Source organism: Qipengyuania gaetbuli (assembly GCF_009827315.1).
In the GTDB taxonomy this organism is placed as follows: Bacteria; Pseudomonadota; Alphaproteobacteria; order Sphingomonadales; family Sphingomonadaceae; genus Qipengyuania; species Qipengyuania gaetbuli.
Genome location: NZ_WTYF01000004.1, coordinates 1,028,465 through 1,045,890, shown reverse-complemented (window position 1 = coordinate 1,045,890; position 17,426 = coordinate 1,028,465). Strand labels below are relative to the sequence as shown.

Here is a 17,426-nt window from a genome sequence, read left to right as displayed (position 1 = left end):
TGGCGCACTATCTGAAGGCCCCATGTCGCGCAGCAAGGCCGGATCCCCCAACGACCCGAGAGGCAAGGAGCGGTTCCACGAGGAACGCGCGACCAAGGTCGTGGCCAGCGCCCAGCCGGACCTCGAAGCGGGGATTACGGCGATCCGCGAAACGGTGAGGACACTCAAGCCGCGGCCGGGCGTCTACCGGATGCTCGATACGCGCGGCGACGTACTTTACGTCGGCAAGGCCCGCAGCCTGAAGGCGCGCGTTGCCAATTACACTCAGGTGAAGGGGCTTTCGAACCGGCTCCAGCGCATGGTCAGCCAGTGCCGCGCGATGGAAATCGTGGTCACCAACTCGGAAGCCGAGGCGCTGCTGCTCGAAGCGCAGCTGATCAAGCGCTACCGTCCGCCGTTCAACGTGCTGCTGCGCGACGACAAGAGCTTCCCCTTCATCCTGCTGCGGGCCGACCATGCCTTCCCGCGCATCCAGAAGCATCGCGGCGCGCGGCGCGCCAAGGGCAATTACTACGGCCCCTTCGCCAGCGCCGGATCGGTCAACAAGACGCTTAACGCGCTGCAGAAACTGTTCCTGCTGAGGAGCTGCACCGACAGCTTCTTCAACAATCGCGACCGGCCCTGCCTGCTCTACCAGATCAAGCGGTGTTCGGCCCCCTGCGTCGGCCGCATCGACGAGAAGGGCTATGACGCCCTCGTGCAGGAAGCGAAGGACTTCCTGTCGGGTAAGTCGGGCGCGGTGCAGGCCAATATCGAAAAGCAGATGGCGAAGGCGGCCGAGGACCTCGATTTCGAGACTGCCGCCATCCTGCGCGACCGGCTGCGCGCGGCGACTTTCATCCAAGGGTCACAGGCGATCAATGCCAGCGGCGTGGGCGATGCCGATGTTTTCGCGCTGGCGGCCAAGGGCGGGCAGATCGGCGTCCAAGCCTTCTTCATCCGCGGCGGGCAGAACTGGGGGCATCGCGCCTTCTTCCCGCGCAACACCGGCGACCTCGACCACGAGGAGGTGCTGGCCGACGTGCTGCTGCAATTTTACGAGGAAGTGCCGCCGCCGCGCACGATCCTCGTCGACCGCGAGCTGGCCGAGCAGGAACTGATCGCCGAGGCGCTGGCGGAAAAGGCGGGCCACGTGGTCGCCATCTCGATCCCGCAGCGCGGCGACCGCCGCAAGCTGATGCAGCAGGCGCAGCGCAATGCGGTCGAGGCGCTCGACCGGCGGCTGGCCGAAAGCGGCACCAAGGCCAAAATCCTGCGCGAACTCGCCGAATTCCTCGAGCTGGACGAGGTGCCGCAGCGCATCGAGGTTTACGACAACAGCCATATCCAGGGCGACAAGGCGCTGGGCGCGATGGTCGTCGCCAGCCCCGAAGGCTTCGAGAAGGGCCAGTACCGCAAGTTCAACATCAAGACCGCGCAGACAAATGACGATTTCGGCATGATGCGCGAGGTCATGGCACGCCGTTTCCGCAACCTGGCCGAAAACCCCGACGGCGATGCGGGCAAAAAGAACAGCCACGAGACGGTCTGGCCCGACCTCGTCCTGATCGACGGCGGCAAGGGGCAGATGTCCTCCGTGCGCGACACGCTGGAAGAGATGGGGATCGAGAACGTTCCGCTGATCGCCATCGCCAAGGGCCCGCACCACGGGCGCGAAGGGCGCGAGGTGTTCCATTTCCCCGACGGGCGCGAGAAGACGCTGCCGGTCAATTCGCAGCTGCTGTTCTACCTCCAGACCCTGCGCGACGAGGTCCACCGCTATGCCATCGGGGCCCACCGCGCCAAGCGCAGCCGCGCGATTACCGCATCGCCGCTGGACGAGATCCCGGGCATCGGCCCGTCGCGCAAGCGGGCGCTGCTGCTGCACTTCGGAACTGCGGGCAAGGTCCGTGCCGCCGCGCTCGACGATCTGAAGCGCGCGCCCGGCATTTCGGACAGCGTCGCGCGGCAGATCTACGATTTCTACCATGCCGGCGGATAGGGACGGGGGCACGGGCACGCTGCGCCGCTGGTTGCGGCTGGTCGGCCTAGCCTTTGTGCTGTTCGTCCTGCCGATGCTGCTGGTCTGGCCGCTGGCAAGCTTCCTCGTCGAACAGGCCGCCGAACTCGGTTCGGTCAGCCCTGCGGCCGCCTTTTCTCTGGTCGTAGGTTTACTGGGCCTCGATGCCGTCGCGATGATTCCGCACGGGCTTATCGGCGCACTCGCGGGAACGGCGCTGTCGTGGCCGCTCGCGGCCTTCGCCACGTGGTGCGGCATCATGCTGGCAAGCTGCATCAACTACGCCATCGGCCGCTTTGCCGGTCGTCCCCTAGCCCGCCGGGTGGTGGGCGAGGCCGACCTTGCCGCAGCAGAGGCGCGCGCCGGCAGCCTGTCCGGCCTGATCCTCTTCGGAACGCGGCCCGTGCCGGTGGTCGGCGAGGTGGTGCTGGTCGCGGCAGGCATCGCGCGTTTTCCGTTCCGCCGGTTCCTGCTGTCGGTCGGTCTTGCCAATGCGCTGCTGGCACCGCTCTACGCGGGTCTGCCCGTCCTGCTGGCCGATGCGGACCCCGAGCGACTGCTTACCGTGGCGACGCTCGGCATCCCGCTGTTGTCGCTCGCTGCCTATGGCGTGATACGGCTGGTGCGGCGCCAGATTGATGCAGGTCAATGAGGCTGCGGCACTCCATGCTATAATAAAGTCATCAAGCCCGGATATCCCCCCCTTCCGGGACGATGCACCGCATTGGGAGACGTGCCATGAAATCGATCCTCTTCAACGCCTATGCCGACAAGGGCCATGCCCGCCGGCTCGACCTCGCGCTCGACCTGGCGCGTGTGTTCGACGGGCACCTGACGCTGCTCAATGCCGTGCCTTACGAGGCCGCAGGCACGATCGATCCCTATGGCGCCGCCTTTGCGGCCATGGTCCCGATCTGGCGCGACGAGGCGAAGAAGCTGCGCGAAAAAACCGAGGCCGATCTCGCCAATGAAGGCGTGCCGTGGGAATTCGTCGAGACGGCGGGGCCGGTCTCGCTCTCGCTCCTGCGGTTCTCGGCGCTGGCGGACCTGGTCGTCATCGGCGAGCGTGAGCCGCGCGGCGGCGGCAAGGCGCCTTCCTTCACCGCGGGCGAGGTCGCGCTGGGCACCGATTGCCCGGTGCTGGTCCTGCCCGACGAATGCGAGCGGATCGATTTCGACAAGCCCGCGATCGTCGCCTGGGACGGTTCGCCCGAAGCCTCGCACGCGCTGCGTTCGGCCGTGCCGCTGCTGGCGAAGATGTCCAACGTCTACCTCGTCATGGTCGGCGAGGGGAAGAAGGAGAAGAAGGAGTTCGACCTGCCGCCGCTGCGCGGGGCCGACTACCTCTCGCGCCACGGCATCTCCTGCGAACTGGTCCAGCTGGCCCCCGACGACAAGGGCGTCGCCCATGCCATCCAGAGCGCGGCCGACACGCGCGGCGCGGGGCTGATCGTGATGGGCGCCTATGGCCGCATGCGCCTCGCCGAGCGCCTGTTCGGCGGCGTGACGCGCGAAATGCTGACCGATGTGAAGATCCCCCTGCTGCTCAAGCACTGAGCAGCGGGAAGCGGCAACACCTGTTAAGCGTCAGTCGCGGGCGGGCTTGCCGCCCTTGAACTTGCCGGCGAACTTCTTGCCCTTGGCAGGACCCTTGCCGGGGCCCTTGCGGAACGGTGCGCCGGGCTTGTGACCCGGACCCTTGCCGGGGCCCTTTCCGGGTCCCTTGCCGAAGGGCTTGGGCCGCACGCGTGGGCCGTCGGCATTGTCGCGATTGCCGAACTTGCGGTTCTGGCGCGCTTCGATGCGGGGGCCTTCGGGTGCTTCCTCGATCGGGATCGCGTCCTGCTCGTCTTCGGCAGAAGCGGTACGTTCCACGGCCTTGGCGAACTTGGGCGCGATGGTGCTGGGCACCTGGAACCAGCTTTCGTGCTGGCCGATGCGGATCGCGCCGATCTCGTTGCGGGTGATGTGGCCGCGGCGGCAGAGCAGCGGCAGGATCCAGCGCGGCTCTGCATTCTGGCGGCGACCCACGCCGATCTTGAACCAGACCACGTCCTCGAAGCCGGGGCGGTGGCGGTCCTGCTTGGCCTTTTCGCGGCCTTCCGGCGTGTTCGAGGCGAGCTCTTCGGGTTCCGGCAGGCTGGCACGCAGCGAGTGGACGAGCGCGGCGGCGATGTCTTCCGGCGGCATCCGGCCGAGGAGGTCGGCGGCCAGTTCGCGGTCGTCGTCCGACACGTCGCGCGGTTCGGTCAGGCGTTCCATCAGGCGCGTCTTGTCCTTGGCGCGGATCGCCTCGGGCGTGGGCGCGTCCATCCATTCGGCAGCGATATTCGCGCCGCGCAGCATGCCTTCGACGCGGCGGCGGCGGTTGTAGGGGACCACGATCGCCGCAGTGCCTTTCTTGCCGGCGCGCCCCGTTCGGCCCGAACGGTGCTGCAGCGTTTCCGCATCGCGCGGGATCTCGACATGGATGACGAGACTGAGCGTGGGCAGGTCGATGCCGCGTGCGGCGACGTCGGTCGCCACGCAGACACGCGCGCGGCGGTCGCGCAGGGCCTGCAGCGCTTGGTTGCGCTCGCTCTGCGAATGCTCGCCCGACAGCGCCACGACGCCGAAGCCGCGTTCCTGCAGGGTCGCATGCATGCGGCGCACATTGTCGCGCGTGGCGCAGAACAGGATGGCGGTTTCCGCCTCGTGGAAGCGCAGCAGGTTGACCACCGCGTTCTCGATCTCGGCCGGGCCGACGGTGATGCACTGGTAGGCGATATCGCCGTGGCCGCGATCCTCGCCGCGTAGCGTCAGCCGCAGGGCATCGGTCTGGTAGCGTTCGGCCAGCCGCTCGATCGGCTTGGGCATGGTGGCGGAGAACAGCAGCGTGCGGCGCGTTTCGGGTGCTGCATCGAGCAGTTCCTCCAGGTCTTCGCGAAAGCCCATGTCGAGCATCTCGTCCGCTTCGTCGAGCACCACGCCGAGCAGGCCGGTAAGGTCGAGCGAACCGCGTTCGAGATGGTCGCGCAGGCGACCGGGCGTGCCGACGACGATGGCCGGACCCGCGCGCAGGTTGCGGCGTTCCTTGCTCGCATCCATCCCGCCGACGCAGGTCGCGATGCGCAGGCCGGCTTCGGCATAGAGCCAGCCGAGTTCGCGGCTGACCTGCAGCGCCAGTTCGCGCGTCGGTGCGACGACGAGGGCGAGCGGGCGCTCGACCAGCGGCAGGGTCGCGGTTTCGGCGAGCAGCGCGTCTGCGAGCGCAAGGCCGAAAGCGACGGTCTTGCCGCTGCCGGTCTGGGCGGAAACGATGAGGTCGCGCCCCTGCGCTTCAGGCTCGACGACGGCGGCCTGGACGGGGGTAAGCGCGGCATATCCGCGCGCGGCGAGAGCATCGCCGATGGGCGCGGGAAGGTGTTCGAAAGACATGGATACTCGTTTCAACGGGGGGGGCGCGGGGCGGCGTTGTGCCTGTCACGGGCGCAGCAAAGCGAGGCCTATAGCGCAAAGCGCAGCGTTTGGCTGCAAATATTTTGCAGGTGCGAAATGAACCCTGCCGAGCGCTTGGTTTTCCTACAGGGCAGCGCATCGCATAGGGGATGGCGCATGGCCCATGCACCGCCCGCCCAGACAGGATTTGCACCGCGTCCCGGCGCTTACGCGGGGACCGGATTTTCCTCCCAGGGCCGTGTTCCATTCGTTCCATCCTGTTGGGGAGTGTGCGGGGCGATCCTCCTCCCGTCCAACAGGCCCTCAACCCGCGCGGCGGATGACGCCTTCTTGCGCGACGCTGGCCACCAGCTGGCCTTCGCGGTTGAAGATCCGGCCCCGGTTGAAGCCGCGCCCGCCGCCGCTCCACGGGCTGTCGGTGGCGTAGAGCAGCCACTCGTCGGCACGGGCCGGACGGTGGAACCAGATGGCGTGGTCGAGGCTGGCGCCCTTCAGCTCGCCGCGTGCCCAGGACAGGCCGTGGGGCAGGGCGCTGGTGCCGAGCAGGGTGAAGTCGCTGGCATAGGCGATGACTGCGCGGTGGATTGCCGGGTCGTCCTTGATCGGCGGCAGCGGTGCCACGGCCTTGAACCAGCTGTGGGCAGCCGGCGGCTTGGGCTCTGCGTTCATCCAGTGCAGTTTGTCGGAGGTGCGCATCTCGATCGGGCGGGGGCGCAGCATCAGCGTGCGCTGCACCTCGGAGACCTCGCCCATTTGTTCGAGGAAACGGCGGCGCAGCTCGGTGTCGGGGACGAGGTCCTCTGGCGGCGCGACGTCGGGCATGGGGCTGTCGGCGTGCTCCAGCCCCTCTTCGGGCCGCTGGAAGCTGGCGGTGAGGTTCAGGATCGCGGACGGTTCGCCTTCGCCGACCTGCTGGCGTGCGACGACCCGCCGGTTGGCGAAGCTGCGGCCGTCGAAGTCGGATGCGACGGTGTAGTCGATGTCCACCCCTTCGCGCCCGCCGCGAAGGAAATAGGCGTGGAGCGAATGCGCCTGCATTCCTTCCGGCGCAGTCGCCTGTGCGGCCTGCAAGGCCTGCGCCACCACCTGTCCGCCGAACACGCGGCCGATGCCGCCGGGCTGCTGGCGGCCGGTAAAGCGGTCCTCGCCCGCAGGGGCCACGGTAAGCAGCCGGACGAGGCCGGCGACGAGCTGTTCGGGAGTCTTGGTGTGGGTCACGCAGGCGCTTTGCGGCGCATCGCGGGGACCGTCAAGCGGGACCGTGCGCCCATGAAAAAGGGCGGCGGCACCCTTGGATGCCGCCGCCTCTGCTGGCCCCTGGGGGCCTTGATCAGCCAGCCGCGAGCGCTGCGAGCAGCAGAAGTGCGACAATGTTGGTGATCTTGATCATCGGGTTCACGGCCGGACCCGCGGTGTCCTTGTAGGGATCGCCCACGGTGTCGCCGGTCACGGCAGCCTTGTGGGCTTCCGAGCCCTTGCCGCCGTGATTGCCGTCTTCGATGTACTTCTTGGCATTGTCCCATGCGCCGCCGCCGGCGGTCATGGAAAGCGCCACGAAGATACCGCCGATGATCACGCCGAGGAGCAGGGCTCCGACGGCGGCAAAGGCGTTCTCCTGGCCTGCAAGGAACAGGATCGCAAAGTAAACCACGATCGGTGCCAGCAGCGGGAGCATCGAAGGCAGGATCATTTCCTTGATCGCGGCCTTGGTCACCAGGTCGACCGTGCGGGCATAGTTGGGCTTACTGGTGCCCGCCATGATGCCCTTGTCGTTTGCGAACTGCTCGCGAACATCGACAACCACGTCACCAGCAGCGCGGCCCACGGCGGTCATGCCCATCGCACCGAAGAGGTACGGTAGCAGTGCACCGAGCAGCAGCCCGACGATGACATACGGATTCTCGAGGCTGAAATCGACGTCAGCATCCGGGAACAGCTTCGCCAGATCAGTCGTGTAGGCGGCGAACAGCACCAGCGCGCCGAGGCCCGCCGATCCGATCGCATAGCCCTTGGTCACGGCCTTGGTTGTGTTGCCCACCGCATCAAGCATGTCGGTCTTTTCACGAACACTGTCGTCGAGACCGGCCATTTCGGCGATGCCGCCCGCGTTGTCCGTCACCGGACCGTAAGCGTCGAGCGCAACGACCATGCCTGCCAGCGCCAGCATTGCAGTGGCGGCATAGGCAATTCCCATGAGCCCTGCGAGCTGGAAGGTGGCGATGATGCCCGCGATAATGACGATCGTCGGAAGCGCGGTCGATTCGAGGCTGATGGCAAGGCCTTGGATCACGTTGGTGCCGTGGCCCGTCTCCGAAGCCTTGGCGATCGAGCGCACCGGACGGTAGTTCGTGCCGGTGTAATACTCGGTAATCCAGATGATGAGACCGGTGATGGCAAGGCCGATCAGCGAGCACCAGAACAGGTCCATGCCGGTGAAGCTGACGACTTGCTCGGCCGTGCCTTCTTCCGCCAGCGGGGCACCCGGGTCGATACCTGCAACGGCACCGCCGATTTCCGTGCCCATGCCGCCCAGCGCATAGCTAATGACGAAATAGATCAGCGGAATGGCGAGTACGGCCGAGACGATGAAGCCCTTGTACATCGCGCCCATCACGTTCGTGCCGCCCTTGGACAGCTTCACGAAATAGGTGCCGATGATGCTGGTCACGATGCACGCGCCGCCGATCAGCAGCGGCAGTGCCATCATCGGCAAGAGCAGGTCGCCCAGCACTTCGCTGAAGAGCAGGGCGGTGAGGACCATGGTGACACCCACGGTGACGACATAGGTCTCGAACAGGTCGGCAGCCATGCCTGCGCAGTCGCCGACGTTGTCACCCACGTTGTCGGCGATCACGGCCGGGTTGCGCGGATCGTCTTCGGGAATGCCAGCTTCGACCTTGCCGACCAGGTCGGCACCGACGTCAGCGGCCTTGGTAAAGATACCACCGCCCAGACGCGCGAAGATCGAGATCAGCGATGCGCCGAAGGCGAGGCCGACGAGGCCGTAGACGACTTCGTCGCTATCGGGAGCAAAGCCGCCCGGGCCGACGAGGTACCAGAAGAACACCGCGATCGAGAGCAGGGCGAGGCCTGCCACGAGCATTCCGGTGATGGCGCCTGCACGGAACGCGAGGGTGAGGCCCTGCTGCAATCCGCTCTGCGCGGCAGCGGCAGTACGCACGTTCGAACGCACCGAGATGTTCATCCCGATGAAGCCTGCAACGCCCGACAGGACCGCGCCGATCACGAAACCAACAGCGGGCCAGAGGCCGAGGAAGACGGCAACAAGCACGGCCACGACCACGCCCACGAAGGCGATCGTGGTGTACTGGCGCTTCAGATAGGCCTGCGCACCCTCCTGGATGGCGCCGGCGATTTCCTGCATCTTTTCATTACCGGCGCCCGAATTGAGCACCTGGCGGCTGGTGAAGATGCCGTACACGACGGCAAGCAGTCCCAGCACGATGGCTATGAGAACTAAGTCCACGAAAATGTCCCCTCCCGTTTTTTGATTATGCAACCCGACATGGGAGACGTCGGGGCACGTGGCCGAGGGGTATAAGGTGCAAACCTTGCCTGACAAGGCCCGAAAAGGCGGCTTTGCGGGGTTTTTGCCCGGCTATCGGGCAATATCAGTGCGTGTAGCCGAGTTTGCCTTCGGGCGGCGATCCGTCGAGCAGCAAGGGTTCGTCGCCGCGCGCCAGCACCGTGCCGATGCGCGTGACCGGGTGGTATGCCTCCAGGCCTTCGGGTCCGGACGCGAGCAGGACATAGTCGTCACCCCAGCGCATGGCTTCCTCGAGCCTGCCTTCAGGTGCCATTGATGCGATGGCATCGCTGTCGAGGTGGAGGGTCACGCCGCTCGCTCGCGCGATGCGTGATGCATCGATCAGGAGGCCGTCCGATACGTCCATCATAGCCGTGACGCTTGGGGCAAGCGCATGCCCGAGTTCCAGCTGCGGGCGCGGGCGGCAATAGGCGCTCTCGTCCCCGCCGGTCCCGTCGCGCAGCGCCTCGAAACCGAGCAGCGCCTGCCCGATCAGGCCGCTTAGATAGACTGCATCGCCGGCCCTCGCACCACTGCGCGAAGGGACCGGTACGTGGGTCGCCCGGCCGATGGCGGTGCAGCCCCAGGCGCGCGTGCCTTCGCTGCGCACAGTGTCGCCGCCGAGCAGGGGCACGCAGTATTCGGTGCAGACCGCCCGCAGCCCCTCGATGAAACGGTGGTCGTCGTCGCCGAGCATGTGCGACACCAGCAGGCCGAGCGGCTCGGCGCCCTTGGCGGCAAGGTCGGACAGGTTCACTGCCACCAGCTTCCACGCCACGTCGGCAGGGTCCTGCCCGTCGAGCGTGTGCACGCCCTCGACCATGGTGTCGTGGGTGAGGACCAGCGTCTCGCTGCCCAGTGGCAGCACGGCAGCATCGTCTTCGAGCCCGCGCGCTGCGGGTGAGGTCGCCAGCGCCTTCAGCGCCTCGATGAAGGCGCCTTCGTTCAGCGTCCGATCTCTTTGGCGACCGCGTCGAGGATGCCGTTCACGAACTTCGCCTCGCGGTCGTCGAAGAAGGCCTTGGCGACATCGACATATTCGCTGATCGCCGCGGCCATGGGCACGTCGGCGCGGGCGAGCAGTTCGTAGCTGCCGGCGCGCAGGATCTGCAGCATGGTCTTATCGAGACGGGCAAGCGTCCAGCCCGAGGCGAGGCGCGCGGCAATCAGGTCGTCGATCTCGCCGCGGCGGGCATCGACGCCCTTCACGATGTCGTCGAAGAACTCGACATCGGCCTCGGCATATTCCTCGTCCTCGATTACCTTGCCGAGGCGATGCTGGTGGAATTCGTCGAGGAGGCGGGCGGTGGCCGTGCCTTCCATCTGCTGCTGGTAAAGCGCCTGGACGGCGCCGAGGCGGGCGGCGCTGCGGGCCTGCGAACGGGGGTTGTTGCTCATGACAGTCTCTTGGAAATCGAAAGGGCGTGCGCGGGGAGGCCTTCCGCCTCGGCAAGGCGCACTGCGGCAGGCCCGATGGCTTCGAGCGCGCCCTGGCTGGCACCGATGAAGCTGGTGCGCTTCATGAAGTCGAGTACCGACAACCCGCTCGCAAAACGCGCGCGGCGGCCGGTGGGAAGGACGTGGTTGGGCCCGGCGATGTAGTCGCCGACGGCTTCGGGCGTGTTGCGGCCGAGGAATACGCTGCCCGCATGGCGCAGCTTCGCGAACAGCGGCTCGGGATCGTCCACGGCGATCTCGACGTGTTCGGCGGCCAGCCGGTCGGCCAGTGGTATCGCGTCTTCGAGGCTGTCGACGATTACGATGAGGCCGTGCGCGTCCCAGCTGGCTCGCGCCGTCTTGGCGGTCGGGAGCTTCATCAGGGCAAGATCGACCGCATCTTCGACCTGCGCGGCAAAGCGCGCATCGTCGGTGATCAGGATCGACTGGCTGGTCGGGTCGTGTTCGGCCTGGCTCAGGAGGTCGGCCGCGATCCACTCGGGATCGTTCTTCCCGTCTGCGATAACGAGGATTTCGCTCGGCCCTGCGACCATGTCGATGCCGACCACGCCGTAAAGCTGGCGCTTGGCTTCCGCGACCCAGGCATTGCCGGGGCCGGTTACGACATCGACGCGCTTGATGCGCTGCGTGCCATAGGCGAGCGCGGCAACGGCCTGCGCGCCGCCGACGCGGTAGATTTCGTCCACCCCGGCGATATGCGCGGCGGCCAGCACCAGCGGGTTCACCTCGCCCTTGGGCGTGGGGGTGGTAACGACAAGACGCCCGACGCCCGCGACCTTGGCGGGAATGGCGTTCATCAGCAGCGAGGAGGGATAGGCCGCCCGCCCGCCGGGCACATAGAGGCCCGCCGCATCGACCGCCGTCCAGCGCGCGCCGAGCCGCATGCCGATGGCATCGGTGTAGTCGCGGTCTTCGGGCAGCTGGCCTTCGTGATAGGCGCGGATACGCTCGGCGGCGGTTTCCAGCGCCTCGCGCAGGTCCGCATCGAGCGACTTGTAGGCTTCCTCGCAGGTTTCCTTCGAGATCGACCAGTCGTCCTCGGTGGAGAGATTGTGGCCGTCGAAGCGGGTGGTGTATTCGACCAGCGCCTTGTCGCCGCGCTCGCGCACCTCGTGGAGGATGGCGGACACGTCGCGGCCGACCTGCGTGTCGCTTTCGCGGCGGTCGCGCACGACCTTGGTGAACTTCGCCTCGAAGCCTTCGTCGCTCGTCTTCAGCAGCAGCATCAGGCGGCGCTCTGCTCTTCGCTGATGGCGCGGAAGGCCTCCACCAGTGCGGCCACGCGCGGGTCGGTCTTCAACGCGGCGCGGTTGACGATCAGGCGCGCGGAAATGTCCATAATGCGGCTGGTTTCGACGAGCCCGTTCTCACGTAGCGTAGTGCCGGTGGAGACGAGGTCGACGATGCGGCCTGCAAGCCCCAGTTCGGGCGCGATTTCCATCGCCCCGTTCAGCTTCACGCATTCGGCCTGGATACCCATCCGCTCGAAATGGCGGCGGGTGATGTTGGGGTACTTGGTCGCAACGCGCAAATGGCTGGCGCTGCCGGTGTCTTGCGCGCCCTTGGGCTCCGCCACGGCAAGGTGGCAGTGGCCGATGTCGAGATCGACCGGCGCGTAGAGTTCGGCATAGTCGAACTCCTCGATCACGTCGGACCCGACGATGCCCAGCTGCGCCGCGCCATGCGCCACGAAAGTCGCCACGTCGAAGGCGCGCACGCGGATCAGCCGCATGTCGTCGCGCGTCGTGGCGAAGGTGAGCGAGCGGTTGGCCTTGTCGTGGAAGCCATCCTCGGGCACCACGCCGGCACGCGCCATCACGGGCAGCGCCTCGTCGAGGATTCGCCCCTTGGGAATGGCAAAGGTCAGGCTGTTGGTCATTGCGTGGCGGCAGATAGTGACACGAGGCAGAAAGGGCAACGCATATGGCTGACGGCGCGGTAATGGAAATCGTATCGGTGCCCGAAGCCATCGAATGGCAGGCCCGCCATGCGGAGAATGCCGGTGCGCCTGGCACGGCGCAGGTCGTGCGCGCGCTGCTGGCGCTGGAGGCAAGCGAGGCAGCCACCGCACGGCGGATTTTCGCTTGGCAGGGGCTTTCGCTGCGCGATGCCATGCCGCTGAGGATAGCAGGCGGCATCCACAACCTCCTGCTGACTGGCGACGAACCTCGACTGGCGGATGTCTATGCCGGGCGCGTTGCCTCGCAGGCCGATGTCGATGCGCTGCTGCTGGAAATCGTGGAGGCGCATGACGCGCGCCTGATGCCGTGGCTCGACGGGCCGCCGCAGACCAACGAGGCGGGCCGGTCGGCCAGCTTTGCCGCCGCATTGCTGTGGCTGGCGGACGGGCGGACGACGCCGCGCTTCGAATTCCTCGAAATCGGGGCCAGCGCGGGCATCAACACGATGATGGGCCGCTACCATTACGATCTCGGCGGGGTCGAGACGGGCCCTTCGGCAAGCCGGATGCGGATTGCCCCCGAATGGCGCGGCAATCCGCCGCCTGCCGCCGCCATGGAATTCGCCGATGCGCGCGGCAGCGACATCGCGCCGGTCGACCTGACCGACGAGGCCGAGGCGCTGCGCCTCAAGAGCTATGTCTGGCCCGAGGCGACCGGCCGCATGGCGCGGATCGACGCCGCGATTGCGCTGGCAAAGCAGATGCCGCCTGAGATCGAGCGCATGGATGCAGGCGACTGGTTGGAGCAGGAGCTGGCGCGCAAGCAAGAGGCGGGCGTCACCCGCGTGCTCGCCCATTCGATCATGTGGCAGTACCTTTCCGACGCGACGCAGGCGCGGATCGAGGCGGCCATGCAGGATGCAGGGGCGCGTGCAGGTGCAGAGCACCCCTTCGCGCATGTCAGCCTCGAAACCAATCGCGAGACTTTCGCGCACGAACTCAAGGTCCGTTACTGGCCCGGCGGGGAGAGCCAGGTGCACCTTGCCAATGCGCATCCCCACGGCGCATGGGTGGAGTGGCTCACTGCCTAACCGGTACGCGCGAAGAATTCCTCCATCGCGGAATTGACCGCATCGGGCGCTTCCCACGGAACGAAGTGGCCGCAATCGGGCACTTTCACCAGCGTCAGGTCGGACACGTGCCTGTCCAGCTCGTCGGTATTCTCCGGCGGCAGGGCGAGGTCGTCCTGCGCCCAGATCACCAGTGTTGGGATAGTGATCGGAGGGAAGGGCGCGGGGGCCCAGCCTTCGGGCACTTCATAGGGCGCATCGAGCGGCGGGATGTCGATCGGGCTGGCGCGGTACCAGTTCAGCATGGCGATCGCGGCATCGCGGTCCTGCCAGTCCTCCAGCAGGCGCATGCGCTCTGCCGGTTCCATCTTGTCGGGCGCGTCCCAGCGGATCTGGTCCTCGAGGATGCCGAACAGGCCTTTCTTCTGCACCAGCGCCTCCTTTGCCGGATCGCGGAAGCCGCGCATGTACTGGCTTGCCTCGCGCTGGACGGGAGAGGTGTAGAGCAGCTTCTGGAAGACCGCGTGGTGCGGCGCGTTGGCGATGACCGCGCGCGTGACCTTGCCGGTCATCTGGCCCGCCATCGCCACGCCCCATGCGATCGCGCCGCCCCAGTCGTGGCCGACGATGGTGAAGGTGTCGACGCCCAGCGCCTCTGCCAGCAGAAAGACGTCGCCCACGATCTTGTCGGGCGTGTAACTGTCCACGCCTTCGGGTTTGGACGAGCCGCGATAGCCGCGCTGGTCGGCGGCAATGCAGCGGTAGCGGTCCTCGAAATGGGCGATCTGGTGGCGCCAGGTGCGGTGGCTTTCGGGAAAGCCGTGTAAGAAGATGAGCACCGGCGCATCGCGCGGGCCGGTGTCGACGGTGTCGAGCTCGATGCCGTTGGCGAGCGTGATGCGGGTCTGGGGCCAGTCCATCAGTCTTCCGCCTGCATCTTTTCCATGTAGCCTGCCGCCACCATGGCGGCGACCTGGTCGAACATGGCATCGGGCGTGCGGCGGCTTTCGCCCATCGCCTGCTCCATGCCCTCGGCTACGATGATCTCGCGCTCGCCTGCCTCGACCGCGTCGATGATGCGGCGAGCGGCCTCTTGCGGGGGAATGCCGTTGTCGATGACCTTATCGCTGCGTCCGCGCTTGCTGCCGTCGGCGGTCAGTGCGTTGCGGCTGACATCGGTGGCGACCGAGCCGGGGCACACGACGTGGACGGCGACGCCGCTCTGCGACAATTCGCCGCGCAGCGCGTCGGCATAGCCGATGAGGCCGTGCTTGGCCGCGCAATAGGCAGTGCGCATGGGCACGCCGACTTTGCCCGCGATGGAGGAGATGAACATCAAATGCCCACTGCCGCGCGCCGTGAAGTGCGGCAGCAGCGCCTGCGTCGCGGCGATCTGCGCGGTAAGGTCGACCTCGATGATGTCGCGGTAGACCTGCATCGCGGTATCGACCGCCGGGCTGCGCTGCGAAATGCCGGCATTGGCGACGAAGATGTCGACATGGCCTATCCAGCCGGTGGCCTTGTCCGTCGCGGCCTCCATCGCGCCCTCGTCGCGCACGTCGAATGGCAGGAGGAGCGTTTCGGTGGGCAGGCTTGCGGCGACTTCGGCAAGGCGCGCCTCGTCGCGGCCAGAGAGGATGATCGCGGCACCGCGCGCGGCCCATTCCTTCGCCAGCGCGGCCCCGATACCGCTCGATGCGCCGGTGATCCAGGCGGTCTTTCCCTCGAAACTCATGTGGTCCCCCTCAAGGATAGGTAACGGTCTTCGGCTCGCCTTCCGGCAGCTCGATGCGCTCCTCGCTGTCGCCCGGGATTTCCGGGAAGCGGTGGTTGCGCCAGTCTTCCTTGGCCTGCTGGATGCGCTCGCAGCGCGAGCTGACGAAGTTCCACCAAGCATGACGCTTGGTCTCGAATGCCTCGCCGCCCAACAGCATGACGCGCGCCCCCGTCTTGCTCTCCAGCGTCATGTCGCGGCCGGGCTGGAGGATGTTGAGCGTGTATTGCTCCAGCTCGTGCCCATCGACGCTCGCCTCGCCGCCGACCAGCATCAGCGCGCGTTCGTCGGCATCCTCCTCGATCGGGATGGCGCCGCCCGCTTCCAGCATGATTTCGGCATAGATGGTATCGGCATAGGTGGTGGTCGGCGCGCGTTCGCCCCACAGCTCGCCCATGATGACGATGGCCCGCGCGCGCCCGTCCTCGACGATGGGAAGCTCGGTCACCGCCTCGAAGGCCGGGTCGATTTCCTCGCGCCCGTCGGGCAGTGCGAGCCAGGTCTGCATGCCGTAGAGCCTCGGCCCCGCCTTGCGCTCTGCCGCTGGCGAGCGTTCGGAATGTACGATGCCGCACCCGGCGGTCATCAGGTTCACCTGACCAGGACGGATGGTCGAGACGCTGCCGATACTGTCGCGGTGCTCGATCGCGCCCTCGAACAGCCAGGTCACTGTGGCGAGGTTGATATGCGGGTGCGGGCGCACGTCCATTCCCGTGCCGAGATCGAGCTGCGCCGGGCCGAACTGGTCGACGAAGATGAAGGGACCGACCATGGTCCGCTTCTTGGCCGGAAGAACCCGTCGGACCTCGAACTGGCCGAGGTCGTGGGTTGTCGGCGTAAGCGTCAGGTCGATCTGGCTCATCTCGGTTCCTTATGGTGTCGGTGCGGATGCCTGGATGGAGAGGGCGTGGACGCGCTCGCCCGGAATGTCGCCCAGCGCGCGGTTGACCATGCGCTGGCGCTCTAGGCGGCTCTTGCCGGCAAAGGCAGGTGCCTCGATTACGACGCTGAAGTGCGATTCGCCGCTGCCGTCGTCGCCGGCATGGCCGTGGTGCTTCGCGCTGTCGTTGATCACTTCGAGGCGCGTAGGCGCGAAGGCCCCGGTCAAAAGCCGTTCCATCTCCTGCTGAACCGGTCCTGCCATGCGTTCGCTTCTCCTTGCTGCCTCTTCCCATACAGCGTTTCGCTCCCCATCCTAGAACGAATGCGTCAGACAAAGTTTCACGGACGGCACGAAGCCGAAGGAAGAACCTGCGATCATCCCGCCTGCACCGAGGCCGGCGAATTCCGCGCTCCGGGCACGGCCGGGCACGGCTTCGACGGACCGGGAAGCTGGCGCTGGATGTGCCTTGAGCACGTGCGCGAATTCAATGCCGGATACGACTGGTTCGAAGGCATGACGGCAGAGGAAATCCTCGAGGCGCAGGCCCCGGCGAGCGGGTGGCGCACCGAAAGCCCGACCTTCCGTCCCACCGCCGGCGTCGACGGAATGCCGCGCTGGGCCGATTACGACGACCCTCTGGAAGCGATCTCGGCGCGCGCCAATGGCATCAAGAGCCGCGCGCGAAGGCAGGCCGAGATGGCGATGGACGGGCGTTTTAGCCGCGAAGAGGCAGAGGCGCTCGACACGATGGGCCTTGGGCTGGATGTTGATCGCACTAGGCTAAGGCGGCGCTATTCGGAACTGGTCCGCCGCTACCACCCCGACCGCAATGGCGGCGACCGCACCCATGAGGCGCGGCTGGGCAAGGTGGTCGAAGCTTACCAGACGCTGCGCAAGAGCCGCGCGATCGCCTGATCAGCCGCCTTCGCACAGCTCCGCGAGCTGGGCGGCACAGGCGCTCCACCCTTCCTCGAAACCCATCTCGGCGTGCTGCCACATGGATTCCTCGGTCCAGTGCCGGGCACTGGCGGTGTAGCGCGTGCCGTCGCCCTCGGGCTCGATTTCCCAGATGCCGACCATGAAGGGACCGGCTGGTCGGAAATCGCTGGTGACAGCATCGGTGGTGACGAAGCGGCGGCCTTCTTCCCACGCGAGGAAGATCCCTTCCTGCGGCATCTCCTCGCCCTCGGGGCCGCGCATGATCATCGCGCTGCGACCACCCGGGCGGCGTTCCTGCGCGATCATCTCGATCGACCAGGGGCGGGGGCACCACCATTCTTCCTGCCGGTTGGCCATCACGTCCCAGACCTTTTCCGGCGAGGCGGCGATGAAGCGGGTGACGGATAATTCGTGCATG

General features: G+C 66.8%; 17 protein-coding genes. 5 read left to right on the top strand and 12 right to left on the bottom strand.

Annotated elements, in window-relative coordinates; all coding sequences use genetic code 11:
- Positions 1–22 precede the first annotated feature (22 nt).
- The 3 genes from uvrC to GRI42_RS07555 all read left to right on the top strand — a co-directional run bounded on the left by uvrC (position 23) and on the right by GRI42_RS07555 (position 3,556).
- On the top strand, positions 23–1,981 hold the full coding sequence (gene uvrC, locus GRI42_RS07565) for an excinuclease ABC subunit UvrC (protein ID WP_160607707.1): 1,959 nt from the start codon (positions 23–25) through the stop codon (positions 1,979–1,981).
- Positions 1,968–2,651, top strand: coding sequence for a VTT domain-containing protein (locus tag GRI42_RS07560; protein ID WP_160607705.1), 684 nt, complete (start codon positions 1,968–1,970; stop codon positions 2,649–2,651). Before uvrC ends, GRI42_RS07560 begins: the two co-directional genes overlap by 14 nt.
- 86 nt (positions 2,652–2,737) lie before the next feature.
- Positions 2,738–3,556, top strand: coding sequence for a universal stress protein (locus GRI42_RS07555; RefSeq protein ID WP_160607703.1), 819 nt, complete (start codon positions 2,738–2,740; stop codon positions 3,554–3,556).
- A 30-nt stretch (positions 3,557–3,586) separates the two neighbouring features.
- On the opposite strand, the gene GRI42_RS07550 is transcribed toward GRI42_RS07555, so the two are convergent.
- From GRI42_RS07550 to hisG, 7 genes are all read right to left on the bottom strand, one after another.
- A complete protein-coding gene (locus GRI42_RS07550) occupies positions 3,587–5,416 on the bottom strand; it encodes a DEAD/DEAH box helicase (RefSeq protein ID WP_160607701.1) in 1,830 nt (609 codons plus the stop codon).
- 324 nt (positions 5,417–5,740) lie between these two features.
- On the bottom strand, positions 5,741–6,655 hold the full coding sequence (locus tag GRI42_RS07545; RefSeq protein WP_160607699.1) for an acyl-CoA thioesterase: 915 nt from the start codon (positions 6,653–6,655) through the stop codon (positions 5,741–5,743).
- Between the two features lie 112 nt (positions 6,656–6,767).
- On the bottom strand, positions 6,768–8,924 hold the full coding sequence (locus GRI42_RS07540; RefSeq protein WP_160607697.1) for a sodium-translocating pyrophosphatase: 2,157 nt from the start codon (positions 8,922–8,924) through the stop codon (positions 6,768–6,770).
- A gap of 145 nt (positions 8,925–9,069) precedes the next feature.
- Entirely contained in the window at positions 9,070–9,906 is an 837-nt protein-coding gene (thiL, locus tag GRI42_RS07535; RefSeq protein WP_160609133.1) for a thiamine-phosphate kinase, read from the bottom strand.
- Between the two features lie 23 nt (positions 9,907–9,929).
- A complete protein-coding gene (gene nusB / locus GRI42_RS07530; protein ID WP_160607695.1) occupies positions 9,930–10,382 on the bottom strand; it encodes a transcription antitermination factor NusB in 453 nt (150 codons plus the stop codon).
- Positions 10,379–11,668: a histidinol dehydrogenase gene (hisD, locus tag GRI42_RS07525; RefSeq protein WP_160607693.1), complete on the bottom strand. Its 1,290-nt coding sequence runs from the start codon at positions 11,666–11,668 to the stop codon at positions 10,379–10,381. Before hisD ends, nusB begins: the two co-directional genes overlap by 4 nt.
- Positions 11,668–12,321: an ATP phosphoribosyltransferase gene (hisG, locus tag GRI42_RS07520; protein ID WP_160607691.1), complete on the bottom strand. Its 654-nt coding sequence runs from the start codon at positions 12,319–12,321 to the stop codon at positions 11,668–11,670. The genes hisD and hisG overlap by 1 nt, the downstream gene beginning before the upstream one ends.
- Positions 12,322–12,365: 44 nt before the next feature.
- On the opposite strand from hisG, the gene GRI42_RS07515 reads away from it, so the two are divergent.
- On the top strand, positions 12,366–13,433 hold the full coding sequence (locus GRI42_RS07515) for a DUF2332 domain-containing protein (RefSeq protein WP_160607689.1): 1,068 nt from the start codon (positions 12,366–12,368) through the stop codon (positions 13,431–13,433).
- Here GRI42_RS07515 and GRI42_RS07510 read toward each other — a convergent pair.
- From GRI42_RS07510 to GRI42_RS07495, 4 genes are read right to left on the bottom strand one after another with little or no spacing between them, the layout of a single operon-like run.
- Positions 13,430–14,332 carry an alpha/beta fold hydrolase gene (locus tag GRI42_RS07510; RefSeq protein WP_160607687.1) on the bottom strand — a complete coding sequence of 301 codons (903 nt, stop codon included), beginning with the start codon at positions 14,330–14,332 and terminating at the stop codon, positions 13,430–13,432. The genes GRI42_RS07515 and GRI42_RS07510 overlap by 4 nt on opposite strands.
- Complete coding sequence (locus GRI42_RS07505; protein WP_160607685.1) at positions 14,332–15,147, bottom strand: SDR family NAD(P)-dependent oxidoreductase; 816 nt, start codon at positions 15,145–15,147, stop codon at positions 14,332–14,334. The genes GRI42_RS07510 and GRI42_RS07505 overlap by 1 nt, the downstream gene beginning before the upstream one ends.
- Positions 15,148–15,157: 10 nt before the next feature.
- A complete protein-coding gene (locus GRI42_RS07500; protein WP_160607683.1) occupies positions 15,158–16,048 on the bottom strand; it encodes a pirin family protein in 891 nt (296 codons plus the stop codon).
- Between the two features lie 9 nt (positions 16,049–16,057).
- Positions 16,058–16,330, bottom strand: coding sequence for a BolA family protein (locus GRI42_RS07495; protein ID WP_160607681.1), 273 nt, complete (start codon positions 16,328–16,330; stop codon positions 16,058–16,060).
- 60 nt (positions 16,331–16,390) lie between these two features.
- Here GRI42_RS07495 and GRI42_RS07490 point away from each other — a divergent pair, with 60 nt between their 5' ends.
- Entirely contained in the window at positions 16,391–16,984 is a 594-nt protein-coding gene (locus GRI42_RS07490; RefSeq protein WP_160607679.1) for a DnaJ domain-containing protein, read from the top strand.
- On the opposite strand, the gene GRI42_RS07485 is transcribed toward GRI42_RS07490, so the two are convergent.
- Positions 16,985–17,425, bottom strand: coding sequence for an SRPBCC family protein (locus tag GRI42_RS07485; RefSeq protein WP_160607677.1), 441 nt, complete (start codon positions 17,423–17,425; stop codon positions 16,985–16,987). It abuts the gene before it with no gap.
- Position 17,426 lies beyond the last annotated feature (1 nt).